Consider the following 24,807-nt stretch of genomic DNA (forward strand, 5'->3'; position numbering starts at 1 on the left):
AAATGAAGCACTGAATTAGGCCGGGTAACGCCTTGGGCCGTTCTCGGGATTGCCCTTCCGTCCGTCGCGGTCAGAGAATTGCCTTGTCACCTCGGAAGCGACGTATTGTGCTCCCATGAGGATATTTCCGGTTTCGACGCGACTTGGTGCAGGCAGGTTGTATCGACTTGCCACAAAATCTGGGAACGTCCGCACAACACGTATCACGCGATCAAGGTCGAAATTGGGACAACAACCAGCAAGACTGGTAGCTGCTGCCTCCAAATTGTGGCCAATCTTGTTTTTGCTGCTCAGCTCTTTGTCGCTCATGCCTTCCGCCGCAAGGCCCGCCTTTAAGGCAAGCTCGGTTCCCAGCAACGCGCTTTGAACTGTCCCGCGAAAGTCATAAGCTGTTGTCGCAGTCGCAGCGGCCGCCTCAAGCTGGACGTGGGAGCGCCAAATCAAGTCCCGACCCCGCGCGTCTATTGACCTTCCGTGACCGAACTCTTGCCACCCATAACCAAAATCCAGAATGTCTGAGGCCTGGTCAACGAACCGAGCCAGCGCTTCAGGATCGTCGGCCAGCCACTGCTTCTGAAAGTCTGACAAGTCGAGCATCTGCCAAAAGTCGATGCGAACTGTGCCAAAAGCAATTGGAGCATAAAGCCGACAGAACATGTCCCGAAACATGAATGCACCAAGGTGCATCCCCTCACTCCTCAGCTCTTTGGGAACGAACAGCATGTCATTCAGCTTGTGTGCTCGCTCAACAATGAGAGGAGTCCCTCGGCCCATAAGCACGAATGATTCGTAACCAAATTCCCGTAGCGCACGCCCGATATTTTGCAGGCTACGAGCGGGCGGTTCTTCGCCCAACCGCATTCCTTCATCATCTGCTCGCTTTAGAGCTTCAATCAACTCCTCGTCTGTAACATCGTCATTGTCTCCGCGCGAAACAGCGAACGCACCGTGACAGTGCTTGAATCGCTTCCCGCTGCCACATGGGCACGGGCGATTCCGAGCAGTCATCGAGCCATTTCCAAGAGAACGAAATTTCCCATCCTGCACAATGTAATAGCGTTTGCCGGAAACCGAAGTCTGCAACGCATTCTATTTCAAGGTGACCTATCGTGGACGGCTACGGAGCCGGCTGAGTGCCGGGCGTCCGACTTCTGGCATCCTCAGGTTCGAGCGCGTTGTGCAGGACGGATTCGAGCAGTAGGGAGCGGGTTTGTTCGCCTTCGGTGAGGCTGGCTTCGAGCTGATCGCACAGGGCCATCAGTTCATCGACCTTGGCGACGATGCGGTGCTGCTCGGCGAGAGGGGGGATGGGAATTGGCAGCGGTTTGAGATTTGCTGCCTTGATGCCTTTCGCGGTCATTCCGGTGGCGTGGGCGTCAATGAGAGCCTGCAAGGGTTCGCTCATAAGAGCGAACAGCAAGAACTTGGTGTCGATCTTTGAGTAGGGCTGAAGGCAGATTGATCGCTGAGCAAGCGCGAATGGTTCCGCAATGTCGTTTAGGCATACATTGGCAAGCGGCGCTTCCGTTGTGAAAAACAGGTCCCCGATTTGTGGAAACCCTCGCGTCATCCACGTTCTGAAAGTGGTCTGCGAAATGAACTCTCGTGGCTCTCTGTTCAAAAAGCCCATGCGAATATTCTTCGCCGTAATGAGCGGAACACCATCTTCGGTTTTCGGCGGCGTCTTCCCGCGATAGTCGATAAACAGGAACAGGTTTTCAAACGATTGGACTGTCCAGCCAGTTGGCAGGTCAATCGGCAGGTTTTCCGGCCTTGGTGTGGCGGCAGGCTTGATCCGCGCATCCCCCGTTAGGCGCTTGCGATCCAATTTGGCCTTAGCGAATGCTGCAAGCAGATCAGTAGCCGGCTCATCCTCCGCATCCTGCTCAACCAACTTTCCCCGCACGGCGAGATTGAGGATCGTTTGGCGCAGGTGTTTGATCTGGTCGGCGCGGGTGGTGAGTGTTGTGAGGTTGTCCAGCGCGAAGCGGGCGTCTTCGCTGAAGGTTTCTGGGCCAAAGCTCTCGGAATTTGGCGTGTTGAGCCTGGCCAGGGTGGACAGCGCAAAGCTGTCCCGCGCCGCCTCGCGCTCCGCCCAGGCCGCCTCAAGCCGATCGCACAGGTTCATCAACTCATCGATGTCACGCTGAACGCTTGGGCAGATCAGAGGGATAGGAACTGCGGCAATCTTGCTAATGCTCAGGGTGACATTCGCGGTGCCCGTCATACGAGAGACGAGAAGTTCATCCTTGAAGGCCGACAGGTACTCGTAAATGAACCGTGCAGAGACCAACTCGGGCGCGAACGGGAAAACAGCGGCGAGGATTGTTCCAAGCGCAAATTGTCCTTCTTGATAATGCAGCCGATTGATGCTGGCACTTCCGTGACCCGTCGATGACACAAGAGGGATGATTGCCGCAGCACCCTCAAAATCGAAGTGATTGCATGCGCCGCGCTCGGCAGCCGTCACCACCAACGGAAAGGCGCCTGCCACAGCCTGTTTGATGCCAGTGAGGCCCTTTTCAATTTTGGCAATCGTTCCAAGCGCTACAAAGCCGCTGGGATCACTAAACTGCTCAGGCAAATCAATTTCAGTAATTGCAGAGTAGAGCTTTGGTTTTGAGATCTGCTTGGCGGCAAACAATTTTGCTTTTTGCGCCTCAACCTCTGCCAAAATGTAGCTGGAAGACAGGCCGCCGTCTTCTGGCTTCAATTTGCCAGATATAGCCAATGCAATGATTACCTTGCGGAATTCGCTGATGCGATCAGGATGATCGCCAAAGCGCGCGAAAACCTCGCGCAACAGGCACTGTTTCATCGGACCAGCGCCTCGCCTAAAACGGCCTTGAGCTGGTCGCGCAAGTTCGCGGTTTTTGCCTCAGCAGCGTTCAGTGCCTCCAGCAATTCAGCAGGATCACCCAGATCGGCTTCCTCGCTATGCGGGTTCTTGAAATCGAGATTGTAGCCGCGCGCCTTCACCTCATCGAAGCTGACCTTCCACGCCTGCGGGCCTTCCTCTCGCCCCTTGCGCTCCGCACCGCCCCACCAGTCAATGCAGCTGGCGAAATGCTCGAAACGGATCGGCCTGGTCATCGAATAGGCCTTCTGCCCCTCCGGCACCTGATGTTCATAGAACCAGATGTCCTTGGTCGGCTCGCCCTTCTCGAAGAACAGCAGGTTGGTGCCGATGGAGGCATAGGGCTTGAACACGGAATTTGGCAGGCGAACGATTGTGTGGAGGTTGCATTCCTCCAGCAGCGCCTCTTTCAACCGGGTCTTCACGCCTTCGCCGAACAGGCTGCCGTCGGGCAGGACGATCGCCGCCACGCCGCCCTTGCGCAGCAGACGGATGAACAGGGCCAGGAACAGGTCTGCCGTTTCCCGCGTGCGGAAATGCTGGGGGAAGTTGCTTTCGATCCCGTCCTCTTCCTTGCCGCCGAAGGGCGGGTTGGTGAGGATCACATCGACACGGTCCTTCTGCTCCCACGAGATGTAGGGGCGGGCCAGCGTGTTGTCGTGGCGCACGAAGCCGGGGTCCTCCACGCCATGCAGCAGCATGTTGGTGACGCAGAGCATGTGCGGCAGCGGCTTCTTTTCGACGGCGCGAAACGATTGCTGCATCAGCGCCTCGTCCTCGGGGCGCTTTACATAGCGTTCTCGCATATGCTTCATGGCGCAAGTGAGGAAGCCGCCGGTGCCACAGGACGGATCGAAGATGATCTCGCCCGGCTTGGGATCGATACGGTCCACCATGAAAGCGGTGACGGCACGGGGGGTGTAGTATTCACCCGCGTTGCCGGCCGATTGCAGATCGTTGAGCAGTTGTTCGTATACGTCGCCGAAATGCTGACGCTCGGTCAAATTGTTGAAGTCGATGTCGTTGATCTTGTTGACCACCTGTCGCAGCAGCTGACCGGACTTCATGTAATTGTAGGCATCCTCAAACACATCGCGGACCACGCGGCGGCGATCGCCGGGCTGGCCAGTGGGCTTGAGGCCCTTCATCACCGGGAACAGCTCTTCATTGATGAACGCCAGAAGCGCCTCCCCCGTCAGCCCTTCGGGATCGGCGGCCCAGCTGCGCCACTGGAACTGCTCCGGCACCGGCGACTGATAGCCTTCGCGCATCAGTTCCAGTTCCTGGTCCTGATCGTCGATGATCTTCAGGAAGAACAGCCAGCACAGCTGGCTGATGCGCTGCGCATCGCCATCGACGCCGCTGTCCTTGCGCATGATGTCCTGGATCGATTTGACGAGGGTACGCACTGACATGGGTTAGGCAATATCCTTGGAGATTGTTTCGGTTATACTTTTTGCGATCTCGGGCAGCGGATCGCGCTGGGCGCTCGGGTACAGAGCCTCATGTGTCGCGGGCGGATATTTGACTGACGCCCAAAACGTCTGCGGATTGAACCGGAACTTGGCGACCAAGCGGCGGCCGAAGTCCATTTCATGGAAGGCATAGTGGCTCTGCTGCTCATAGTCTGGAATTTCGGGGTATTCTCCGACCAGATATCCTTCCTGGATGTGAGGGCGGACTGCGTCTGGCGGGCAGGCGCTGGAAAGCCTCACAATTTGCAGTCCTGCCTCAGAGCTGGCCGTAACCGCCCCGCTCAAGTTCGGAACCCCAAAGGCATAGAGAAACGCTACTTGGCCGTCGTTTCCCGCGGTTGCGAAGGATGCAGCCACCCTGAGAGAGTGGGTCACGTCCAGTAGCGGCGTCTTGCAGATCTCATAGTGCTGCAAGATGGACCACCGTATCAGCCGATTACGTCGCAGCCTTTCTGCTCCCTTCAGGCCAGCGGTGCCGTAAGCGTGGACAAGTAGCTTTTCGGCCTGCTTGAGAGTTTGGAAGCGCTTTTCCAAGGTAGCTTTTGACGGCACCTTGTTGCCGTCGTTTCTGAAGATGCTCGCCTTGAGCATACTGTTGCCCTTGGTGGTCATATGATCTTTGGACTGTCCACGAAACAGCAGGACATGGTCGCGATTGAGGAACTGAAGCTCGGCCACCTTTCTCGCCAGGTCGAGGTAAGATTTGACCTCGTGCCCGGTTCCCCCTCGGATCGTGTGATTGGCTGCGGGCCTTGAGCTCGGATTTGAATCGAAGAAGGACCAGATTTTCTGGCTGCCGATTTTCTCCATCTCAAGCCACGTCCTGATAGATTTCGTTCTGAAGGGCGTGAACGGCTTCCTCGAAACCAGCCTTCCCCCCGAAGGCCTTGATGAGCTGTAGGGGCGTGCCCAGCGTGTTCAAGGGCGGGATGCGCAGAACGTTGGCATCATCGAGATTGAGCACGCCCTCATCGGCGTATTTGTCGAGCAGTGCGCTGAGGACGGCGCGGGCCTGTTCGCCGTACTTGGCGAAAACGTCGCGCTTCTGGACGTTGGCTGCGCGTTCCTGGCGGGTGAGCGGCTTACGATCGAAAGCGACGTGGCAAATGAGGTCGAACGGATCGAGGTCCTTGCCGAGTTCGCTGGTGATGACCGCAAGGTCGAGCCCCTCTGCTGCCAGCTCGTCTACCAGCGCCTGCTTGCGATCGGCTGAGGTCCACCGCTGGAGGAAATCGTCGAGGCTGGCGAAATGCTTGCGCAGCGCGCGTTTGGTGAAGTCGCGCAGGCTTTCGGTGACGAGCTTGCCGCTCTCGTCTAGGTATTCGACCCGCTCGCCAATGATGACTGCGGAGACGCCGTCGACATAGACCTTGCCCTTCTTGCCGGGGCCATCGAGGAAGGTGATGTCTGGCTGATCGCCGCCACCGTCGATGATGGTTTCATCGCCATGAGTGTCGTCGTCACTCTCGCCATCTTCATCCATGGGATCCGGATCGGGCGGTGTGATCGGGCCATCCGGGTCTGGCTCGAAGATTTGTACCGGCTCGCCATCGAAGTCTGGGTCCGCGAAGTGGTTGGTTGCGCCGCGGAAGTCCATGAGGGTGAAGTAGAACTTGCGGGTATCCTCGTGGACGCGCGTGCCGCGCCCGACGATCTGCTTGAACTCGGTCATCGAGCCAACCTCGCGGTCGAGCACGATCAGGCGGCATGTCTGGGCATCGACACCGGTGGACAACAGGCGAGACGTGGTAACCAGCACGGGATAGCGGCTCTCCGGGTCGATGAAATTGCCGAGCTGGGCCTGGCCTTCCGGATCGTTGCCGGTGATGCGCATGACGTAACGCGAGTTCTCGTCAACCAGGTAGGCGTTTTCGTTGATCAGCGCTTGCCGCATCCGGGCCGCGTGCTCCTGATCGACGCAGAAGACGATGGTCTTCTGATAGCGGTCGCCACTCTCATTCAGGAACTGCGTGACCTTCTTGGCCACCAGCTTGGTCCGGTCATCCAGCACCAAGTTTCGGTCGAAATCCTTGGTATTGTAGATGCGGTCTTCGATCTCGTTGCCATCGCGATCAAGCTGGCCCTTTTCGGGTCGGTAGCCTTCCACGTCGCGATCGATGTGGACCTTGATGACCTTGTACGGTGCCAGAAAGCCGTCACGAATACCCTGCTTTAGCGTGTAGCTGTAAACCGGTTCGCCGAAGTAGTGTATGTTGGAGGAATATTTCGTCTCCTTGGGCGTGGCGGTCAGGCCGATCTGCGTGGCACCCGAAAAATGCTCAAGGATTTCCCTCCAGGCGCTGTCCTCGGCGGCGCTGCCGCGATGGCATTCGTCGATCACGATTAGGTCGAAGAAGCCCGGCGAGAACTCCTTGAAGAGTTTCTGCCGCTCTTCCGGCCCAGTGATCGCCTGGTAGAGGCCAAGGTAGATCTCGTAGGCCGTATCCACACGGCGCTTCTTGTCCATTGCGATCGTCAGATCGATCGACGAACCGTCCTCCCGCTCGATGGTCTTGGCGTTGGCGGAGAGCTTGGCCATGGCAGGGCCAAAAGGCCGGAAATCATTCACCATGGTTTGGTCGACCAGCACGTTGCGATCGGCGAGGAAGAGGATGCGCTTTTTGTGTCCGCCCCTCCACAGTCGCCAGATGATCTGGAATGCGGTGTAGGTCTTGCCGGTGCCGGTCGCCATGACGAGGAGCAGGCGGTCCTGCCCCTTGGCGACCGCCTCCATCACGGCGTTGATTGCGTTGACTTGGTAATAGCGCGGCTGCTTCCCGCTGCCATCGTCATAGTAGTCTTCGAGGACCAGTTGCTGGCCCTCGACCGTCAATCCCTTCCAGGTAGCATATCTCGCCCAGAGCTCTTCGGGCGATGGGAAGGCATCCAGCCCGATGGTGGTTTCGCGTGCTTCGCTGTTACCGGTCCGGTCGTGGAAGACAAATCCGTCGCCATTGGAGGAGAAGACGAAAGGGATGTCGAGCGCCTCGGCATATCCCAGCCCCTGCTGGATACCACCGCCAACCGGCTGCTTGTTGTCCTTGGCCTCGATCAGCGCGAGCGGGATATTGGGCTTGTAATAAAGAATGTAGTCCGCGCGCTTGCCTTTGCCGCGCGAAACGAGTTTGCCGCGCACAACAATGCGGCCCTTGGTAAAACTTACTTCTTCGCGGATTTGGGTAAGTTCATCCCATCCCGCTGCTTTTACGGCAGGGGTAATGAACTTCGTACAGATGTCGCGTTCGCTTAGCGCCTTCTTATCCAAGATCGAACCCCGCCTCCATTGCTTCACCGTAGGGCTAAGGGATTGGGAGCGCTAGCGTATATTGTGAGGCCGGGGTTTCGTTCGCTGACGGCAGTTGGGCCAGTTGGGGACTGTCTGTTTTCGAACGCAGAAGCGCAAGCACCAGATATTAGATCGAGTCCGGCTCAACGAGAGCCGTCAGACGCCTAAGGTCTTACCAATGTGCGCATATTGACCCATGCGGTGCATCGTCAGCACTTTGCTGGTCATACCGTGGTTGCTAAAGAACCCCTATGCAGCGGGTCGAATCTGATACTGATATACAGGTCGCAGTCGTCGATGAGACCTATTTTTCGGACGAAGAAGATTGGGAAGAACGGCGAGAAAAGTTCCGCTTGGACTTAGAAAACGAGTTTGGTTTCCAGTTTGAAGATGCGGACGTTGGTCCCAGTGCAAGCCTGCCGGCGTTTGTTACGTTCATCGCTGAGAATTGGGAATGGATCGGCCCAAGTGCGCTCGCCATATTCTTCGGCGGCAAGCGCGTCGAGGATAGTTGGAATTGGTGGGTCACCAAGGCGAAGATGTTAAGGAGATTGGGGAAGAAGAAACAGATAAAGCTTAACCGCAATGGCGCGGCTATAATCGCCGTAGAAGCAGTGATGCATGAGCTCTCCGCTACGCCTTCGGGACTAAAGCTACTTCGATATGGGATCGCTCACATGAGCGAAGCAGACGATCTCAAGAGCTTTGACGTAGAAAACGAAAAAGAGGGGCCGACTGACACGCTTTACCTTGGCTTCATCAACCATGTCTTTGAGATTGAGGCCGACGGTAATGTGTTTCGGGTCCGAGTGGATGGCGCTGAAGTTGAAGTCAGCCGTGTCGACTGATGAGCCGCTTCCGGACTTTCCGGCCTCAGGCAGCGAAAGGGAAATAGTGTGACTGCAACGGCGTCAGGGTTGGAACTCGCGTCAAATGAATTTGCCTTACACTTTGACAGCAAAGATGGCGTGACAGCTACCAACCTAGGGCGTTTTCTGCAGCGCGCCGCCACGGTAGCCCGAGGTCAAGGCGCTGAGCTTCAAGTCATAGGGCTGCGAGAGGGTAGCCTCGATGTATTGCTCAAGGCTGTAGCGAAATCAAAGATCGCGAAAAACGCAAAGAAAGAATTTGAAAAGGCACCGGTTGGGACAACTGCGGCAGGAGCAGCCCTTGTTGGCGCTGTGGTAAGTGCCCTCATCTTTGCAACAAGTTCGGGAAAGCCGACACCTCTTGCAAAATCCGCTGCCGATATAATCGAACAAACGACTGTGACGCAGATACAGGTGGTGACGGTTAGAGCAGCCGTCGGTCATCTTCGTGGACTGTCCTCATTGGCTTCACCTCGCGTTGCGAACGTGATGAGCCCCCCTACCGCAAGGCACCCTTTTCCCAACAGGCGCCCTGCACCCTGTTTTTGTAGAAAGGTTTCCCAGCAATTCAGGGACTAAGTCGAAGACTGCCAACATCAGGTTTGCCAATCGACACGGCTTTCATGCGCGCCCGCAAACGCACGAGGGCAGAAATTTTGTCACAGCGGGCAAGCTTTGGTGTCAAAGGATATGAGCTTGGATGCCCCGCGAGGATTCGAACCTCGATTGACGGAGTCAGAGTCCGTAGTCTTGCCATTAGACGACGGGGCACCGGGCGGACGGCGGCGGGCGTCTGGCGCCCGGCCGGTCGGAACGGCCATCTAGGTCCGCGGTCCCGTCCGGTCAAGCCGTAAGCGGCATGCCTTGGAAGCGCCACTTGCTCCTGCCGCGTATTGGGGCTAGCCTTCATGTCAGGTCCTCGCTGCAAAATGCGCAGCGAGCGGATAAGAAAGATATAAATTATGGCGGATACTCCCCCGCCGGACACGAATAAGGGAGCTCGCAATGCACGGGGCGCGACGTCCGGCAAGGTAGCGGATTTCCGCTACAAACGTCCTCAGCGGGCAAAGACTTCGGACCGGCAGCGGCAGCCGCGAAACGCGCCGGAAACCGTTTCGGGATCCCCGGCGGGTAGCAAGCAGCAGGAAGTTGCGCGGCGCGGACAGGCGAAGCAGGCTTATGCGGCGCTCGACCTCGGTACGAACAATTGCCGCCTGCTGATTGCTCGACCCACCGGCGAGAACTTCACCGTAATCGATGCATTCAGCCGGGTCGTGAAGCTCGGCGAAGGTCTCGCCATGAGCGGGCGGCTGTCAGACGCCGCCATGGACCGCGCGATGAGCGCGCTCAATATCTGTGCCGACAAGCTTCGGCGGCGCAATGTGCACCTTGCACGGTCGGTCGCGACAGAGGCATGTCGCCGCGCGTCCAACGGCGAGGAATTCATCGCGCGCGTGCAGCGGGAAACGGGCATCGTGCTGGACATCATCACCGCGCAGGAAGAAGCGCGTCTTGCCGTGCTCGGCTGCCATATCCTCCTGGAACAAGGTCCCGGTCCGGCAGTGATCTTCGACATCGGTGGCGGGTCGACCGAGCTCGTGCTGATCGAACCCGGCGGGAAGGTGCCGCACATTATCGACTGGCAAAGCGTTCCCTGGGGCGTGGTCTCCCTGACCGATACGGTAGGTACGGAAGAAGGTGACGAGCACTCCCGCCTCACGCGCTACCGCGAGATGTGCCGCCTCGTCAGCGACAGTTTCGCGCCCTTCGCGGAAAGGATCGCGGAACATGGACAGGACCGCGATTCCATCCGCCTGCTCGGCACGAGCGGTACGGTGACGACGCTCGCCAGTCTCCATCTCAAATTGCCGCAGTACGACCGGCGTGCGGTGGATGGACTGATCGTTCCGGCTCATTCGATGCGCGACATCAGCACCCGCCTATCGGGCATGTCGCGCCGCGAACGCGCGCAGCTTCCCTGCATCGGCGACGACCGTTCGAACCTCGTTGTCGCGGGCTGCGCGATCCTCGAATCGATCCTCGACATCTGGCCGGCGCAGAAGCTCGGGGTGGCTGACCGCGGCATTCGGGAGGGCATCCTGCGCAGCTTGATGGCAGCCGATATGGAAGGCGAGAACAGCCGCCGCGCGGTACGCGAACTGCGCGGAAAGAACGGCTGAGCATGGCGCGCTCTCGCAGCAATCCCGACCGGCGTGTCAAAAGCAACAAGAAGCGCTCCGAATCCTCGCGCAAGTGGCTTCAGCGGCAGTTGAACGACCCTTACGTCAAACGGGCGAAGGACGATGGTTATCGCAGCCGTGCCGCGTACAAGCTCAAGGAACTGGACGAGAAATTCGGGCTGCTCTTGAGGGCGACCCGCGTGGTCGATCTAGGCATAGCGCCGGGCGGTTGGGCACAGGTCGTGCGCGAAAAGCGGCCCAAGGCAGGCGTCGTCGGTATCGATCTGCTTGAAGTCGAACCGATCGAGGGCGTGCAAATCATGCAGATGGACTTCATGGACGATGCTGCGCCCGGCAAGTTGATCGAGGCTTTAGGCGGACCGCCGGACCTGGTTCTGTCCGACATGGCGGCGAATACGGTCGGGCACAAGCAGACCGATCATTTGCGGACGATGGGGCTGGTAGAGGCGGCCGCGTGGTTTGCTATCGACACGCTTGAGGAAGGCGGAGCGTTCGTTGCGAAAGTGCTTGCCGGCGGTACCGATACCGCGCTGCTCGACCTTCTGAAGAGACATTTCACCAGCGTAAAACACGCCAAGCCGCCTGCAAGCCGCAAGGGTTCGTCCGAATGGTATGTCGTTGCGCAGGGCTTCAAACCCCGCGCGGTGACAGAGGACGCGCCCGCTTAGTTTTCGGCTGCGCCGCCGCCCTGGCTCGGTACGGGCTGCTCGTCGCCCATCGCACCAGCCGCTTCCACCGTATCTGGTGCCGCGCCTTCGGTTGCACCGGGGCCTTCGCCCGTCCCGTCGGTTTCGCCTTCGATCGCGGTTTCCTCTTCGATCTCTACCGGTTCCGGCAAGGGCGGGCCGCCGCCGTTTTGCAGCATGTAAAGCATGACGTTGGCGCGGTCTTGTGGATTGCCGAGACCGGCAAAGCTCATTTTCGTACCCGGCGCGAAGGCCTTCGGATTTTCCAGCCACGCATTCATCGCGTCATAGTCCCACGTGCCGCCCACTTCCTTGAGCGCAGAACTGTAGGCAAAGCCGGGAGCATGACCGCCGATGGCTGAGCCGAGGACGCCGTACAGATTCGGTCCGATGCCGTTAGGACCGCCTGAATTGATCGAGTGGCAGGCCGTGCATTTTGCAAAGACTTTCTCGCCGGCTGCCGCATCGCCCGCGGCAAGCAGGTTCGCGATCGGCACTTCCGCCTCGCCGCCGCCGGTTTCCGCGACTTCTACCGAGTAGGCCATGGTCTCAGGGCGTTCCGGATCGTCCGCATGGAAATACAGGCCGGACGCGATCGACAGTCCGAGGGCGATAATGCCCGCGAAAAGGATCCAGCCGAAGATGGTGTTCGTGCGGTCGTTCATGGCGGTAAGTCGGTCCTGCGGCAGTATGAATCGGATGCGAGGCGTGCGCGCCTCGCTTTGCGCGTCGCTCTAAAGGTGCGAGGCGGCAGTGGCAAGGGTCTCGCGCCAGCCGCGGGCCCGGAAGTCGGTCAATCCGCTTGCGGCTAGCCGCATGCGCTCGTAATCGGCGCACGATCATGGACAGCTTTCCCGCCCCCGCTCGCGCGCTCGTCGATCAGCTTCGCCAAGTCGCCGCTGAAGACCCGGCGCGTGCCATCGCCTTTCAGGGCAGCCCCGGCGCCAATTCACACGCGGCGGCCATGCAGTTCGCACCCGAAGCGCTGCCGCTGCCGTGCTTCGGCTTCGCGGACGCGCTGGAGGCGGTGAAAGACGGGCGGGCCGGCTGCGCGATCATTCCGATCGAGAACTCGCAGCATGGCCGCGTAGCCGATATCCACTTCCTGCTTCCCGAAAGCGGACTTGCGATCGTGGCGGAGCATTTCATGCCTATCCGCCACGCGCTGATGGCGCTAGGCGAGGGACCGTTCGAGGCCGCCTACAGCCACCCGCAAGCACTTGGCCAGTCGCGGCATTATTTGCGGGAGCGCGGCATCGTGCCGCTGAGCCATGCGGATACTGCAGGGGCGGCTGCCTTCGTGGCGGAGCGCGGCGATCCGAAGCTGTGCGCAATTGCCCCGGCGGTCGCAGCGGACCTCTACGGTCTCAAGATCATCGAGCACGGAGTGGAGGACGCGGCGAACAACACGACCCGCTTCGTCGTTCTGGCCAAGGAAGCGCGCGATCCCGTTTCCTTGCCGGATGCGCCGCTGATGACGACCTTCGTCTTCGAAGTGAAGAACGTCCCTGCTGCGCTCTACAAGGCCCTGGGCGGCTTCGCGACGAACGGCGTCAATATGACCAAGCTCGAAAGCTACCAGAAGGATGCGAGCTTCGAGGCGTCGATGTTCTACGCTGATATCGTCGGGGCGCCCGGCGACCGGGCCGTGGACCGCGCGCTCGAAGAACTGGAGTTCCACAGCAAGGAATTGCGCATTCTCGGTAGTTACCAGCAGGCGATGCGCCGAGGCGTTACGGAGTAACGTCTTCGCCAGCGAAGATTGCGACCTCACGCATACCTTCGCTGGTCGCGCGGCCGCGATACATGCCCGGCGTGTTGAAGCTGAAGAGCGCGTCCCCTGCAGGCGTGACGAGGATCACACCGCCGTCACCGCCCAGTTCCTTCACCTCAGCCATCACTTCGTCAGCGGCTGTCTGCGCGGGAAGGTCTGTCAGGCGTAGCCGCGAGCAAATCTCACGCGCCACCCCGACCCGAATGAAATACTCACCCGCGCCGGTTGCGGAGACGGCACAGGACCGATTGTCGGCGTAGGTTCCGGCTCCGATGATCGGCGCGTCACCGATGCGGCCCCAGCGCTTGCCGGTCAGCCCGCCGGTCGATGTGCCGGCTGCGAGATTTCCGTGCGTATCGAGCGCCACGGCGCCGACCGTCCCGAACTTGTGGTCGACGTCGAGCGCGGACAGCGCGTTTGCTTTCATGCGCTTCAGCGATTCGAGCCGCCGCTCGGTGCGGAAGTAGGCCGGATCGACTGTTTCGATGCCGCGGTCCTTTGCGAAAGTCTCCGCGCCTGCGCCGCTCAGGAAGACGTGCCGCCCGTCAGCCATCACGGCGCGGGCAAGCAGAATGGGGTTCTTGATCGCGGTCACGCCTGTGATCGCTCCGGCCTCGCGTGTGCGACCGTCCATGATCGCCGCATCGAGCTCGTTCGTCTCGTCCCAGGTGAAGACGGCGCCGCGCCCGGCATTGAACTGCGGATCGTCTTCAAGCCGGACGATGACAGCTTCCACCGCGTCTAGCGCCGTGCCGCCCGTTTTCAACACCTCGCTGCCAGCGTCGAGCGCCGCGGCTAGTGCCGCCTTGTGACTCGCTTCTTCCTCGGGAGTCATGTTCTCTCGCAGGATGACACCGGCGCCGCCGTGAATGGCGAGCGACCAGCGCTGCTGTTCGGCGGTTCCTGCGGTTTCCTGCGCCGACAGGGCGGGGGCAAATGCTAGGGCGATGACAGCGAGAAGGTAGCGCATATGGTGACCATATCACCTTCTCCCGGCGACGGAAGCGTCTTCGGAAACGCGCAAGTCGAGCCATCTCGGAACATCCGAGTCGTTCATACGCTATTTCAGGCAGGCGGCGTCTTGTGCGCCGCCCGGGGTATTAGACAACAGGGGAATAAGCATGGGCTTCGGTAATTACCGGTTCGACCAGCAATTAGCGGTCAGCATCTTGGAGAAGGTGGTGCTCGCCATCGTCATCCTGGTCGTCACATGGGCATTGGCCAAAGCGGCGAAGTGGGCCTTCGCCAAGCTGGTCGACAATGTCTCGTTCTTTCAGCGCAATGCCGCAAACGGTACCAGTCTCGGTGAATCGCTCGGGAAGATCGTCAGCCTGCTCATCTGGCTGATCGGCTTGCTTGCCGTATTGCAGGTATTCGACCTCGGCGGGGCGATGAGCCCGGTCCAAACCCTGCTCAACGACATTGCGGGCTTTATTCCGAACCTGATCGGCGCCGGGCTGATCTTCTTCATCGGCATGATGATCGCGAAGATCGTGCGCGACCTAACCGTCACCGCCTTGCAGACCGTCGATTTCGACAAGTGGATTAACCGGGGCGGGGGCGAAACCCTGACCGGGAACTCGCGCCTGTCGTCCACGATCGGTACGATCGTCTATGCCGTGATCGTCATCTTCGTATCGATCCTGGCGCTCGATGCACTGGAACTGGAAACGATTTCCGAGCCCGCCAGCAACATGCTCGCGATGATCCTCAACGCCATTCCGCGGATCATCGGCGCAGCGCTGCTGCTCGGCATCGGTTATCTCGTCAGCCGATTCGTCGTGCAATTGCTGAAGGAAATCCTGCCGGGCCTCGGTGTCGACCGCGCGATCGGTTCGACTGACCTCCTGCCAGGCAGCACGACTATTTCGAGTATCGTCGCGCGCGTCGCGCAGATCGCGATCATCCTGTTCTTCGCCGTTGCGGCGACCCGCCTGCTCGGCTTCCCCGAGCTTACGGCGATCCTCAACGAGGTGCTGGAACTGGGCGGTCAGGTGATCTTCGGCGCAGTCGTCATCCTCGTCGGCTTCCTCATCGCCCGCATGATCGCATCCATGATCGGCGGCAGCGAGGAATCGGGGCTGGCCGCTTCGATCATCAAGTGGGCGACCATCTTGCTGTTCACCTTCATGGGCCTGCAGTTCATGGGCGTGGGCGAGGAAATCGTCCTGACGGCATTCAGCGCCCTGGTCATCGGCGGTGCAGTTGCCGGAGCGCTGGCCTTCGGGCTCGGCGGCCGCGAATGGGCCGGACGCAAGCTGGAAGAACTCGACGAGCATGCTCGTTCGCGCAAGCTCGGCTCTTCAGCCAGCCCGAAACCAGCGGAGCGCGAAAACGACAAGCCGCTTCCTCCCGGTGCTTAAGCACGGGTAGGACGACGTGAGTAGAAAGGGCGCGGGAGCTTCGGCTTTCGCGCCCTTTTCTTAACCTTGGCGAATGTGCGGGCTCAGAGCCATTTGAGCTTCTTGAAGACGATCATCAGCACGATGAGAATGGAGGTGCACAGAATTGCGACTACCCAGAACGCGTCCGGATCGTCCACGCCCGGCATCCCGCCGACATTGATTCCGAGCAACCCGGTCAGGAACGACAGCGGCAGGAAAATGCCGGCGACGATGGTCAGCATGTACGTCGCATGCTCGCTCGACGCGAGGCTGCGCGCACGAAGGTCGTCTTGGATGACGAGCGCGCTCTCCTTGCTGATGTCGATATCGTCGAGGTAGCGGCGCAGCCGGTCGATGGTTTCGGCGATCTCCCGCCGGTCATGCTCTTCGAACCATGGGGGCGCATCGCGGCTGATCCGCTCCAGCGCTTCGTGCTGCGGCGACATGTGCCGCTGAAGGCCGAGGCAGTTGCGGCGGATGGCCGCGATCCGAGAGAGCATGCTTTCGGGATCGTCGTCGGGATCCTCGTCTTCGAGCTGGTCGATGACCTCGTTCATGTCGACGATCGACTGGTTCATGCGCGCGACCATGAATTCGGCGAGCAGCGTAATCGTCGCGCCGGCGTCGGGCGGCCCGTGACCGCGGTCGATCAAGGAGAGGACATCGCGGGGCGTCTGCAGCGGCAGGCGGCGCAGCGTGATAAGCCGCCGCCCGTCGCACCACAGCTGCATCGAGATCATGTCCTCGGGCTCCGCGCCGGGATTGAAGTTGATGCCGCGCAGGGTCGCGACCAGCGTGCGTCCCTCGCGAAAAGCGCGCGGGCGCGTTGAATCGGAGACCAGCAGTTCCGCGGTGGGTTCGGGCACGTCCAGAGTGCTTTCGAGCCATTCCTGCACGCCGGGCTGGTTACGGCAGAGGTGCACCCAAAGGACCTCGCCCGGCTCCGAAGGTTTCCATTCCCTTGCCTCGGCCCAATCGACCACGCGTCCGCCGCCCTTGCCGTCGAGCACGCGCCCGAACAGCAGCGGACCGTCGCTCGCTTCGCTCTTGTGTTCCGTAGGCTTAAGCATCGCGCGGCACATTCTCCAACGTACCGCCGTTGGCAAGAGGCTATCGCCCGGCGCTGTCCGCTCCTGCTGCTGTCCATTGCTCCTTCAGGGTCCAGCCCCTATGCTTGTTACCTATGAATGAGATACGCCCCTGGCGCACGATCGAGCGCCGCCAATCCCGTCAGATCATGCTCGGCAGTGTCCCGGTCGGCGGGGATGCGCCCATCACGGTCCAGACGATGACCAATACGGCAACGGAGGATATCGGCGCGACCATCGACCAGATCCGCCGGTGCGAGGATGCGGGCGCCGACATCATCCGCGTCTCTTGCCCGACGGAAGAATCGACGCGCGACTTCGACCAGATCACGTCTGCCGCGAACGTGCCGATCGTCGCGGACATTCACTTTCACTACAAACGCGCGCTGGAAGCGGCGGACAAGGGCGCGGCCTGCCTGCGGATCAATCCGGGCAATATCGGCAGCAGCGAGCGCGTGGCTGAAGTCGTCCGCGCAGCGAAGGCCAACGGCTGCGCGATCCGCATCGGCGTGAATGCGGGCAGCCTCGAGAAGCATCTGCTCGAAAAATACGGTGAGCCGTGCCCCGAAGCGCTGGTCGAAAGCGCGCTCGACCATATCAAGCTGTTGCAGGACCACGACTTTCACGAGTTCAAGGTTGCGGTAAAGGCAAGCGACGTATTCCTCGCCGTCGCCGCTTATCACGGGCTTGCCGAAACGGTCGATTGCCCGCTCCACCTTGGTATTACCGAGGCTGGCGGATTGATCGGCGGGACGGTGAAGTCCTCGATCGGTCTGGGCTCTCTCCTGTGGGCCGGCATCGGTGACACGATCCGCGTCTCGCTTTCCGCCGAGCCGGAAGAGGAAGTGCGCGTCGGGTTCGAGATACTGAAGGCGCTCGGCCTCAGAACGCGCGGCGTAAGGGTCGTGTCATGCCCCTCCTGCGCGCGGCAGGGGTTCGACGTCATCCGGACGGTCCAGGCGCTCGAGGAACGTCTGCAGCACATCAAGACGCCGCTTTCGCTGTCGGTTCTCGGCTGCGTGGTAAACGGACCCGGCGAGGCGCGCGAGACTGATATCGGCCTGACCGGCGGCGGCAACGGCAAGCACATGGTCTATCTGTCGGGCATGAAGGACCACCATATCGATGATGGTGCCATGCTCGATCACATCGTCAAACTGGTCGAGGATAAGGCTGCGCAGATCGAAGCCGACATGACTGATGCGGGCGATGCCGAAGCGGTAGCCGCAGAATAGCGTGAACGCCGCGGAGCAGTTCTCTTGATCGACGCCGAACACCTCGCCCGGCTGCCGGCGCGCGACGAGAACGGCCTGCTTCACGCGTTCATCGAATGTCCGAAGGGCAACACGCACAAGATCGACCTCGACAAGAAGCTCGGCATATTTCGCTGGGCGATCGAGCTTCCGAAGGGGCTGAGCTTTCCGGCCAATTTTGGCTTCATTCCCGCGACGCTGGCGGACGATGGCGACGCGCTCGACGTGATGGTCCTGACCGGCGGGCCGCTTCCCTCGGGGACGGTGGTCGGGGTCCGACCCGTCGCGATCCTGCGGATGCAGCAGGAGGAGGGCGGCGAAATGGTTCGCAACGACCGGCTCGTCGGCGTGCCGCCGCTCAGCCAGACCTTCGGTGAGATCGAGCGGCTCGGCGAGTTGCACGAAACGATGATGTGGGAACTCGGCGTGTTTTTCCGCACCTATAACGAGTTGATCGGCCGCAAGGTCGAGATCCTCGAGCCGGGTGATGAAACCGAAGCGGCAGAACTCGCGGAGCGGGCGATCGCGGCCAAAGTAGAGGCGGAAAGCTAGGTCAGGCGGTGCTGCACATCGTCCATCACGCCGATTACATGGCGCCGCCGCCGGAGCGCGGCACGTTCAAGTTCGACAAATACCAGCTTGTCATGATCGTGCTGCGCGAAAGTGGCTATCCGCTGACCGAGCATGCGCCTGCCCCGATGCCGCGCGACTGGCTCGAGGCGGTCCACGCCCCCGAATATGTCGAGCAGGTTTTCACCCAGACTGTCCCGCGTGAGAAAGAGCGGCGCATCGGCTTTCCGGTGACGCAACGTATTTCGAGCCGCGTCCAGCATACCAACGGTGGAACCTACCTTGCGGCGCGGCTCGCTATGCAGCACGGCTACGCGGCCAATTCGGCGGCGGGGAGCCATCATGCGCTACACGACACGGGCGCAGGCTACTGCGTTTTCAATGATCTTGCGGTGACCTCGAACCGCCTGATCGCGGAAGGGAACGCGCGCCGTATCCTGATCGTCGATCTCGACGTCCATCAAGGTGACGGAACGGCGAGCCTGACGGCGGGGCGAGAGGACATCTTCACGCTGTCGCTTCATGCGGAGAAGAACTTTCCGGCAAGGAAAGCGCGTTCCTCGCTCGACGTGCCGCTGCCGGACGGTCTGGACGACGATGGCTACATGGCCGCGCTGGAGAAGCAGCTGCCGCCCGTCATCTCGCAGTTCGCCCCCGACCTAGTGCTCTATCAGGCTGGCGTCGATCCGCACGAGGGCGACCGGCTCGGCCGTCTGGCGCTGACGAGCGAGGGGTTGGCGCGGCGCGACCGCTACGTCGTGAGGCAGGCGCGGCAACGGGGGCTTCCGATCGCCAGCGCGCTCGGCGGAGGATACGGGACCGACCAGCGCGAAGTCGCGAGCAGGCATGCGAATTCGATGATCGCGATGGCGCGCGAGAATGCGCTGTTCCCGGTTCCGGTGAGCGAAACGGCGGCGAAAGAGGTTACACTCTCTTAACCGGCCGAACCGTAAAATGGCGGCATGAAGATGCAGGCTGTCTTTCTCTGCGGATTGATGATGGGCTCCGCCTTCGTTTTCGTCCCGCGCCCCTCTGCCGAGGGGGCAGCGGAGGCTAACGCGGACAACAAGACCGCATATGCCGCCGATGCGAGCGAGGCTTACGACAGCTGGGCTGCCGGAGAAACGGTTCTCGAACGCCGGCCCGACGGGCATTTCTACGCGTCCGTCATGATCGACGGCGCGGAAACCGAGATGATGGTCGATACCGGTGCGAGCTTCATTGCGCTGACCGCCGCGGACGCGCGCGACATCGGCCTGTCATGGCGCGAACAGGATGCGATCGTCGTTGCGCATGGGGCAAGCGGCCCGGTCAAGGGCGTTCCGGTCAGGCTCGCCGAGGTGGAACTGAACGGCCATATCGCGACGAATGTGGAAGCAGCGGTCATTCCGACTGGCCTCGGCGTATCGCTCCTCGGCCAGTCGTATCTGCAGAAGCTCGAGCGGGTGGAAATCGCAGGCGAGACCATGTCGCTGGGCGGCTGAGAACCGCCGGTTCACGCCCGATAAACGGCGTGCTATGATAGTCGGCGCATATGAAACGGCGCGATCTCATTCTCGGCGGAGCGGCCCTCGGCGGGCTGGCCCTGCTGCCGGAGCAGCGGAAAGTGACGACGGTCGCAGCGCCGAAGCCCTCGCCTGCGGCTTCGCGCGACGGGAAGCTTCTGCAGATCGCACGTTACGAACTGGACCGCCTGGGGAGCGCGATTCCGCTCACCGACATGGTTGCGATCGTCGATTTCGGGCTGCATTCGGCGCAGGAGCGCATTCACTTCGTCGATATGGAGGGGGGTATGGTCCGCTCCTTCTACTGCACGCATGGCTACGGCTCCGACGAGAAGCACACCGGCTGGTTGCGCGCCTGGTCGAACGTACCCGAATCGCTTGCGAGTAGCCGCGGCGCCTATCGCACCCGCGGTCATTACGTCGGGCAATTCGGCAAATCGATGCGGCTGGATGGGCTCGATCCGAGCAACGACATGGCGCTCGACCGTGCGATCGTGATGCACCCGGCGGATTATGCCAGCCCTGCGCATGTCGCGAAGTGGGGCGTGCTCGGCCGGTCCAACGGATGCTTCGCGATGGGGCCGGACGAGTTCCGCTATGCCCTCGACGAGCTGCCCAACGGGCGGTTGCTGATGGCTGAAAGCTACGGCATCGCGGCGGACGGAAGCCTCGTCGATACGCCGGACCAGCACGACCTCGTTCTCCTCAAACCCGACAATCCGAACACCTTCGAGCGGACGAATCCGGGCGTTTTCTGAAGCTTCGCAAAAAGCGTCCACAAACGCACCTAAACGGGGTTCAATGATGCCGAGCGCCACATCATGGTTGGTGACGCGCGCCTGACCGCCCTTTAAGGCGCCAGCGGACCATGAAGCGCGATCACCCCCTCATGCCGATGGCGCTTACTCTCGCGGGTGTCGGACTACTGGCGCTGATGGACGCCTTCATGAAAGGCGCGGCGCTCGCCGTTGGAGCCTACAGCGCTTCGGTCCTGCGCGTTGCCCTGTCCTTCGTCATCGCCACGCCGTTGTGGCTGTTGCTGGGTGCAAAGTGGCCGGAGCGCACCGTGCTGCGACTACACCTAGCGCGCGGCGTGGTCTCCGCTTTCATGGGCCTTACGTTCTTTTATGCGCTGACCAAGCTGCCGATCGCGGAGACCATCGCGATCTCCTTCGTCGCGCCGATCCTCGCGCTGTATCTCGCGGCGGTATTCCTTGGCGAGACCATCGGGCCGAAAGCCATCACAGCAGCCGTGCTCGGCTTCGCGGGCACGCTCGTCATCGTCGGCGGAAAGATCGGGCGGGGCAATGCCGGCGAGGAAACCTGGCTCGGCCTTGCGGCCATTTTCGTGTCGGCGCTGCTCTACGCCGTCAATTTCATCCTGATCCGCAAGCAATCGCTTGCAGCCATACCGCTCGAGATCGCCGCCTTCCACGGCGGGGTGCAGGCTCTGGTGCTTGGCGTTTTCGCGCCCTTCCTACTCGTCCTGCCGGATCCCGCCGTCTGGAGCGACCTCGGCATAGCGGCCGTGCTGACCGTGGCAGGCGCGCTCGCGATTGCATGGGCCTATGCGCGGGCGGAGGCACAGGTGCTGATCCCGCTCGAATACAGCGGTTTCCTCTGGGCGGCGTTGTTCGGCTGGCTGTTCTTCCGCGAGCCGGTGACGGCAACCACGCTCATCGGGGCGGGGCTGATCGTAATAGGTTGCATGATCGCCGCGCGGCGCAGGCCGGAACAGACTGCGCTCTGACAGCGTTCGAATATCGTACCACCGGAGCGCGCCGCTCCCTTGATTTTCCGCGCGTCACAGCGCAAGCGGCACAGCATATCGGCACGTCGCAAATCCGCCCGGATGTGCGCTGCCTCCAACAGTAAAGGAATTCCCGCATGACACAGGTCGGACAGGACACGCTCGGCACCCGCAGCACACTCAGCGTCGGCGGCAAGGACTATGCCTATTATTCGCTCGCCAAGGCGGCCGAGACGATCGGCGACGTGTCGCGCCTGCCCTTTTCGCTCAAGGTCCTGCTCGAGAACATGCTCCGCTTCGAAGACGGCGGCTTCACGGTTGGCCAGGAGCATGCGCAGGCGCTCGCGGACTGGCTGAAAAGCCCGCAGACGGGCAACGAAATCCAGTACCGTCCGGCCCGCGTGCTGCTGCAGGACTTCACCGGCGTTCCCTGCGTGGTCGACCTTGCCGCGATGCGCGATGCGATCAGCAAGCTCGGCGGCGATACCGCGAAGATCAATCCTCAGGTTCCCGTCAACCTGGTCATCGACCACTCGGTCATGGTGGACGAGTTCGGTCACCCAAAGGCGTTCGAGCATAACGTCGACATGGAATACCAGCGCAATGCGGAGCGCTATGACTTCCTAAAATGGGGCAGTAAGAGCTTCGAGAACTTCAGCGCGGTCCCTCCGGGCACGGGCATCTGCCATCAGGTGAACCTCGAACACATCGCGCAAGGCGTGTGGGCGAGCAAAGACCCCGAAGGCAATCTCATCGCCTATCCCGACACCTGCGTCGGCACGGACAGCCATACGACGATGATCAACGGTCTCGGCGTACTCGGCTGGGGCGTCGGCGGGATCGAGGCCGAAGCCGCGATGCTCGGCCAGCCGATTTCCATGCTCATCCCGCAGGTCGTCGGCTTCAAGCTGACCGGCAAGATGGCCGAAGGCATCACCGCGACCGACCTCGTGCTGACCTGCGTGCAGATGCTGCGCGAAGTAGGCGTCGTCGGCAGCTTCGTCGAGTTCTACGGCCCCGGCGTGTCGCAGCTCAGCCTCGCCGACCGCGCGACCATCGCCAACATGGCACCCGAATACGGCGCGACCTGCGGCATCTTCGGCATCGACGACAAGACCATCGACTACATGCGCATGACCGGCCGCGACGAGGAAACGATCGCGCTGGTCGAAGCCTACTCGAAGGAACAGGGCATGTGGTTCGAGCCGGACAACGAGCCGGTCTTCACCAAGACCCTCGAACTCGACATGGGCAGCGTGGTCCCCTCGCTCGCCGGACCGAAGCGCCCGCAGGACAAGGTCGCGCTGCCGATGGTGGACGAGCTGTTCAACCGCGATCTCAAGTCGATCTACGGCAAGGACACACCGCTGCGTGTCGACGTAGAGGGCGAAAGCCACGATGTCGGCGACGGCGACGTCGTGATCGCCGCCATCACGAGCTGCACCAACACCTCCAACCCCGACGTCATGATCGCGGCGGGCCTCGTCGCGAAGAAGGCGCGGGCCAAGGGCCTGAAGCCGAAGCCATGGGTGAAGACCTCGCTCGCGCCGGGCAGTCAGGTCGTCACCGACTACCTGATCAAGGCGGGTTTGCAGGACGATCTCAACGCGCTCGGTTTCGATCTGGTCGGCTACGGCTGCACCACCTGCATCGGCAACTCGGGTCCGCTCGCACCGCCGATCTCTCACGCGATCAACGGCAACGACCTCGTCGCTGCGTCGGTCCTGTCGGGCAACCGCAACTTCGAAGGCCGCGTGTCGCCCGACGTGCGCGCCAACTTCCTCGCTTCGCCGCCGCTCGTGGTCGCCTACGCGCTCAAGGGCACGGTAACCGAGGACATTACCGACACGCCGCTCGGGCAGGATCAGGACGGCAACGACGTGATGCTCGCGGACGTATGGCCGACCAGTCAGGAGATCGCCGACCTGCGCGCCAGCAGCATCGACCGAGGCATGTTCGAGCGGCGCTATGCCGACGTTTACAAGGGCGACGAACATTGGCAGGCGATCAACGTCACCGCGTCGGACACCTACCAGTGGCGCCCGGGCTCGACCTATGTCGCGAACCCGCCGTTCTTCGACGGCATGGACCTGACGCCTGCGCCGGTGACCGACATCGCGGATGCAAAGCCGCTCGCCATTCTGGGCGATTCGGTGACGACCGACCACATTTCGCCCGCGGGTTCGATCAAGGAAGATTCGCCCGCGGGCGAGTATTTGAAGTCGAACCAGGTCGCGAAGGCGGACTTCAACTCATACGGTTCGCGGCGCGGCAATCACGAGGTGATGATGCGCGGCACATTCGCCAACATCCGCATCAAGAACGAGATGGTTCCGGGCGTCGAGGGCGGCTACACGACCTACCAGGGCGAGCAGATGCCGATCTACGATGCGGCGATGAAGCACAAGGCGGACGGTACGCCGCTCGTCGTCATCGGCGGCAAGGAATACGGCACCGGCTCGAGCCGCGACTGGGCGGCCAAGGGAACCATCCTGCTGGGTGTGCGTGCGACGATCGTCGAGAGCTACGAGCGTATCCACCGCTCCAACCTCATCGGCATGGGCGTGCTCCCGCTGCAGTTCCGCGAAGGCGACACGCGCGAGACGCTCGGCCTAGGCGGTGACGATACCTTCACCATCCGCGGTCTCGCTGATCTGACGCCGGGCCAGGACGTCGAAGTCGAAGTCACGCATGGCGACGGCACCAAGGCGACCTTCATGGCGAAGTGCCGGATCGATACCGCCAACGAGATGGAGTACTACAAGAACGGCGGCATCCTGCATTACGTCCTGCGCAAGCTGGCAGCGTAACGTCGGAGGCGCGGCGGCGGGTTTCTGGCGCGCGCAGCTATCAGTTCGGAAAAAGGGCGGAAGCGTTATGCGCTCCGCCCTTTCCAGCGCCGAAGTTCCGTAATGCGGCGTGGTGTCCGCCTTCTTACGCTTTTCGCCGCGTCTGACGCTGTCCGGACCGAGAGTTCCGCGACGCGTGACGCAGCGGTTCAATTGAGCGCTTCTCCGACTACGCGCGCCAGTCCGATATAGATTTAGTGCCGAAACGGGGCGGAGGGCCGCGGATATCTTACCGAAAGCTCATGACGACCCGATACAAA

Annotated in this window: 20 protein-coding genes and 1 tRNA gene; 12 read left to right on the forward strand and 9 right to left on the reverse strand. The window is 61.3% G+C overall.

The window, feature by feature from the left end:
• Nucleotides 1–15: 15 nt before the first annotated feature.
• The 5 genes from HUV48_RS08730 to hsdR are packed head-to-tail and all read right to left on the reverse strand — an operon-like array spanning nt 16 to nt 7,597.
• On the reverse strand, nt 16–1,083 hold the full coding sequence (locus HUV48_RS08730; RefSeq protein WP_176267434.1) for an SEC-C metal-binding domain-containing protein: 1,068 nt from the start codon (nt 1,081–1,083) through the stop codon (nt 16–18).
• 34 nt (nt 1,084–1,117) lie between these two features.
• A complete protein-coding gene (locus HUV48_RS08735; RefSeq protein WP_176267435.1) occupies nt 1,118–2,818 on the reverse strand; it encodes a restriction endonuclease subunit S in 1,701 nt (566 codons plus the stop codon).
• Nucleotides 2,815–4,272, reverse strand: coding sequence for a type I restriction-modification system subunit M (locus HUV48_RS08740; RefSeq protein ID WP_176267436.1), 1,458 nt, complete (start codon nt 4,270–4,272; stop codon nt 2,815–2,817). The genes HUV48_RS08735 and HUV48_RS08740 overlap by 4 nt, the downstream gene beginning before the upstream one ends.
• Before the next feature lie 3 nt (nt 4,273–4,275).
• Nucleotides 4,276–5,142 (reverse strand): FRG domain-containing protein, encoded by an 867-nt coding sequence (locus HUV48_RS08745; protein ID WP_176267437.1) that lies wholly within the window; start codon nt 5,140–5,142, stop codon nt 4,276–4,278.
• A gap of 1 nt (nt 5,143) precedes the next feature.
• A complete protein-coding gene (hsdR, locus tag HUV48_RS08750) occupies nt 5,144–7,597 on the reverse strand; it encodes an EcoAI/FtnUII family type I restriction enzme subunit R (RefSeq protein ID WP_176267438.1) in 2,454 nt (817 codons plus the stop codon).
• A gap of 272 nt (nt 7,598–7,869) precedes the next feature.
• Here hsdR and HUV48_RS08755 point away from each other — a divergent pair, with 272 nt between their 5' ends.
• On the forward strand, nt 7,870–8,466 hold the full coding sequence (locus tag HUV48_RS08755) for a hypothetical protein (protein ID WP_176267439.1): 597 nt from the start codon (nt 7,870–7,872) through the stop codon (nt 8,464–8,466).
• 718 nt (nt 8,467–9,184) lie between these two features.
• Here HUV48_RS08755 and HUV48_RS08760 read toward each other — a convergent pair.
• Nucleotides 9,185–9,258: transfer RNA gene (locus HUV48_RS08760), tRNA-Gln, on the reverse strand.
• A 191-nt stretch (nt 9,259–9,449) separates the two neighbouring features.
• On the opposite strand from HUV48_RS08760, the gene HUV48_RS08765 reads away from it, so the two are divergent.
• The gene (locus tag HUV48_RS08765; protein ID WP_176267440.1) at nt 9,450–10,667 is read left to right on the forward strand and encodes a Ppx/GppA phosphatase family protein; all 1,218 of its coding nucleotides are present in this window, start codon (nt 9,450–9,452) and stop codon (nt 10,665–10,667) included.
• A 2-nt stretch (nt 10,668–10,669) separates the two neighbouring features.
• Nucleotides 10,670–11,356, forward strand: a complete 687-nt coding sequence (locus HUV48_RS08770) for an RlmE family RNA methyltransferase (RefSeq protein ID WP_176267441.1) — start codon at nt 10,670–10,672, stop codon at nt 11,354–11,356.
• Here the strand turns inward: HUV48_RS08770 and HUV48_RS08775 are convergent.
• Nucleotides 11,353–12,039 carry a c-type cytochrome gene (locus tag HUV48_RS08775; protein WP_176267442.1) on the reverse strand — a complete coding sequence of 229 codons (687 nt, stop codon included), beginning with the start codon at nt 12,037–12,039 and terminating at the stop codon, nt 11,353–11,355. The genes HUV48_RS08770 and HUV48_RS08775 overlap by 4 nt on opposite strands.
• 176 nt (nt 12,040–12,215) lie before the next feature.
• Here HUV48_RS08775 and HUV48_RS08780 point away from each other — a divergent pair, with 176 nt between their 5' ends.
• A complete protein-coding gene (locus HUV48_RS08780) occupies nt 12,216–13,118 on the forward strand; it encodes a prephenate dehydratase (RefSeq protein ID WP_176267443.1) in 903 nt (300 codons plus the stop codon).
• Here HUV48_RS08780 and HUV48_RS08785 read toward each other — a convergent pair.
• Entirely contained in the window at nt 13,108–14,118 is a 1,011-nt protein-coding gene (locus tag HUV48_RS08785) for an isoaspartyl peptidase/L-asparaginase family protein (RefSeq protein ID WP_176267444.1), read from the reverse strand. The two genes, HUV48_RS08780 and HUV48_RS08785, sit on opposite strands and share 11 nt — an antisense overlap.
• A 151-nt stretch (nt 14,119–14,269) precedes the next feature.
• Between HUV48_RS08785 and HUV48_RS08790 the strand changes: the two genes are divergently transcribed.
• Nucleotides 14,270–15,511, forward strand: coding sequence for a mechanosensitive ion channel (locus tag HUV48_RS08790; RefSeq protein WP_176267445.1), 1,242 nt, complete (start codon nt 14,270–14,272; stop codon nt 15,509–15,511).
• Nucleotides 15,512–15,594: 83 nt separating this feature from the next.
• Here the strand turns inward: HUV48_RS08790 and HUV48_RS08795 are convergent, their stop codons facing one another.
• The gene (locus HUV48_RS08795; RefSeq protein WP_176267446.1) at nt 15,595–16,602 is read right to left on the reverse strand and encodes a zinc transporter ZntB; all 1,008 of its coding nucleotides are present in this window, start codon (nt 16,600–16,602) and stop codon (nt 15,595–15,597) included.
• A 113-nt stretch (nt 16,603–16,715) separates the two neighbouring features.
• On the opposite strand from HUV48_RS08795, the gene ispG reads away from it, so the two are divergent.
• The 7 genes from ispG to acnA all read left to right on the forward strand — a co-directional run bounded on the left by ispG (nt 16,716) and on the right by acnA (nt 24,508).
• A complete protein-coding gene (gene ispG, locus HUV48_RS08800; protein ID WP_176267447.1) occupies nt 16,716–17,855 on the forward strand; it encodes a flavodoxin-dependent (E)-4-hydroxy-3-methylbut-2-enyl-diphosphate synthase in 1,140 nt (379 codons plus the stop codon).
• A 24-nt stretch (nt 17,856–17,879) separates the two neighbouring features.
• Entirely contained in the window at nt 17,880–18,425 is a 546-nt protein-coding gene (locus HUV48_RS08805; protein WP_176267448.1) for an inorganic diphosphatase, read from the forward strand.
• 38 nt (nt 18,426–18,463) lie between these two features.
• On the forward strand, nt 18,464–19,381 hold the full coding sequence (locus tag HUV48_RS08810; protein ID WP_176267827.1) for a histone deacetylase family protein: 918 nt from the start codon (nt 18,464–18,466) through the stop codon (nt 19,379–19,381).
• Between the two features lie 30 nt (nt 19,382–19,411).
• Nucleotides 19,412–19,927 carry a retropepsin-like aspartic protease family protein gene (locus HUV48_RS08815; protein WP_225871622.1) on the forward strand — a complete coding sequence of 172 codons (516 nt, stop codon included), beginning with the start codon at nt 19,412–19,414 and terminating at the stop codon, nt 19,925–19,927.
• A 50-nt stretch (nt 19,928–19,977) separates the two neighbouring features.
• The gene (locus HUV48_RS08820; protein ID WP_176267450.1) at nt 19,978–20,706 is read left to right on the forward strand and encodes a murein L,D-transpeptidase catalytic domain-containing protein; all 729 of its coding nucleotides are present in this window, start codon (nt 19,978–19,980) and stop codon (nt 20,704–20,706) included.
• Nucleotides 20,707–20,816: 110 nt separating this feature from the next.
• Nucleotides 20,817–21,698: a DMT family transporter gene (locus tag HUV48_RS08825; RefSeq protein WP_176267451.1), complete on the forward strand. Its 882-nt coding sequence runs from the start codon at nt 20,817–20,819 to the stop codon at nt 21,696–21,698.
• Nucleotides 21,699–21,835: 137 nt separating this feature from the next.
• A complete protein-coding gene (gene acnA / locus HUV48_RS08830; RefSeq protein ID WP_176267452.1) occupies nt 21,836–24,508 on the forward strand; it encodes an aconitate hydratase AcnA in 2,673 nt (890 codons plus the stop codon).
• The last annotated feature ends 299 nt before the right edge of the window (nt 24,509–24,807 follow it).

Origin of the sequence: Qipengyuania atrilutea (genome assembly GCF_013370205.1) — a bacterium.
Lineage (GTDB): Bacteria > Pseudomonadota > Alphaproteobacteria > Sphingomonadales > Sphingomonadaceae > Actirhodobacter > Actirhodobacter atriluteus.

What these genes read in the sequence shown, in the direction of transcription:
- HUV48_RS08735 (WP_176267435.1), bottom strand. Translation starts at nt 2,818, where the DNA reads ATGAAACAGTGCCTGTTGCGCGAGGTTTTCGCGCGCTTTGGCGATCAT.
- HUV48_RS08740 (WP_176267436.1), bottom strand. Translation starts at nt 4,272, where the DNA reads ATGTCAGTGCGTACCCTCGTCAAATCGATCCAGGACATCATGCGCAAG.
- HUV48_RS08745 (WP_176267437.1), bottom strand. Translation starts at nt 5,142, where the DNA reads ATGGAGAAAATCGGCAGCCAGAAAATCTGGTCCTTCTTCGATTCAAAT.
- HUV48_RS08755 (WP_176267439.1), top strand. Translation starts at nt 7,870, where the DNA reads ATGCAGCGGGTCGAATCTGATACTGATATACAGGTCGCAGTCGTCGAT.
- HUV48_RS08765 (WP_176267440.1), top strand. Translation starts at nt 9,450, where the DNA reads ATGGCGGATACTCCCCCGCCGGACACGAATAAGGGAGCTCGCAATGCA.
- HUV48_RS08770 (WP_176267441.1), top strand. Translation starts at nt 10,670, where the DNA reads ATGGCGCGCTCTCGCAGCAATCCCGACCGGCGTGTCAAAAGCAACAAG.
- HUV48_RS08775 (WP_176267442.1), bottom strand. Translation starts at nt 12,039, where the DNA reads ATGAACGACCGCACGAACACCATCTTCGGCTGGATCCTTTTCGCGGGC.
- HUV48_RS08780 (WP_176267443.1), top strand. Translation starts at nt 12,216, where the DNA reads ATGGACAGCTTTCCCGCCCCCGCTCGCGCGCTCGTCGATCAGCTTCGC.
- HUV48_RS08785 (WP_176267444.1), bottom strand. Translation starts at nt 14,118, where the DNA reads ATGCGCTACCTTCTCGCTGTCATCGCCCTAGCATTTGCCCCCGCCCTG.
- HUV48_RS08790 (WP_176267445.1), top strand. Translation starts at nt 14,270, where the DNA reads ATGGGCTTCGGTAATTACCGGTTCGACCAGCAATTAGCGGTCAGCATC.
- HUV48_RS08795 (WP_176267446.1), bottom strand. Translation starts at nt 16,602, where the DNA reads ATGCTTAAGCCTACGGAACACAAGAGCGAAGCGAGCGACGGTCCGCTG.
- ispG (WP_176267447.1), top strand. Translation starts at nt 16,716, where the DNA reads ATGAATGAGATACGCCCCTGGCGCACGATCGAGCGCCGCCAATCCCGT.
- HUV48_RS08810 (WP_176267827.1), top strand. Translation starts at nt 18,464, where the DNA reads ATGGCGCCGCCGCCGGAGCGCGGCACGTTCAAGTTCGACAAATACCAG.
- HUV48_RS08815 (WP_225871622.1), top strand. Translation starts at nt 19,412, where the DNA reads ATGCAGGCTGTCTTTCTCTGCGGATTGATGATGGGCTCCGCCTTCGTT.
- HUV48_RS08820 (WP_176267450.1), top strand. Translation starts at nt 19,978, where the DNA reads ATGAAACGGCGCGATCTCATTCTCGGCGGAGCGGCCCTCGGCGGGCTG.
- HUV48_RS08825 (WP_176267451.1), top strand. Translation starts at nt 20,817, where the DNA reads ATGAAGCGCGATCACCCCCTCATGCCGATGGCGCTTACTCTCGCGGGT.
- acnA (WP_176267452.1), top strand. Translation starts at nt 21,836, where the DNA reads ATGACACAGGTCGGACAGGACACGCTCGGCACCCGCAGCACACTCAGC.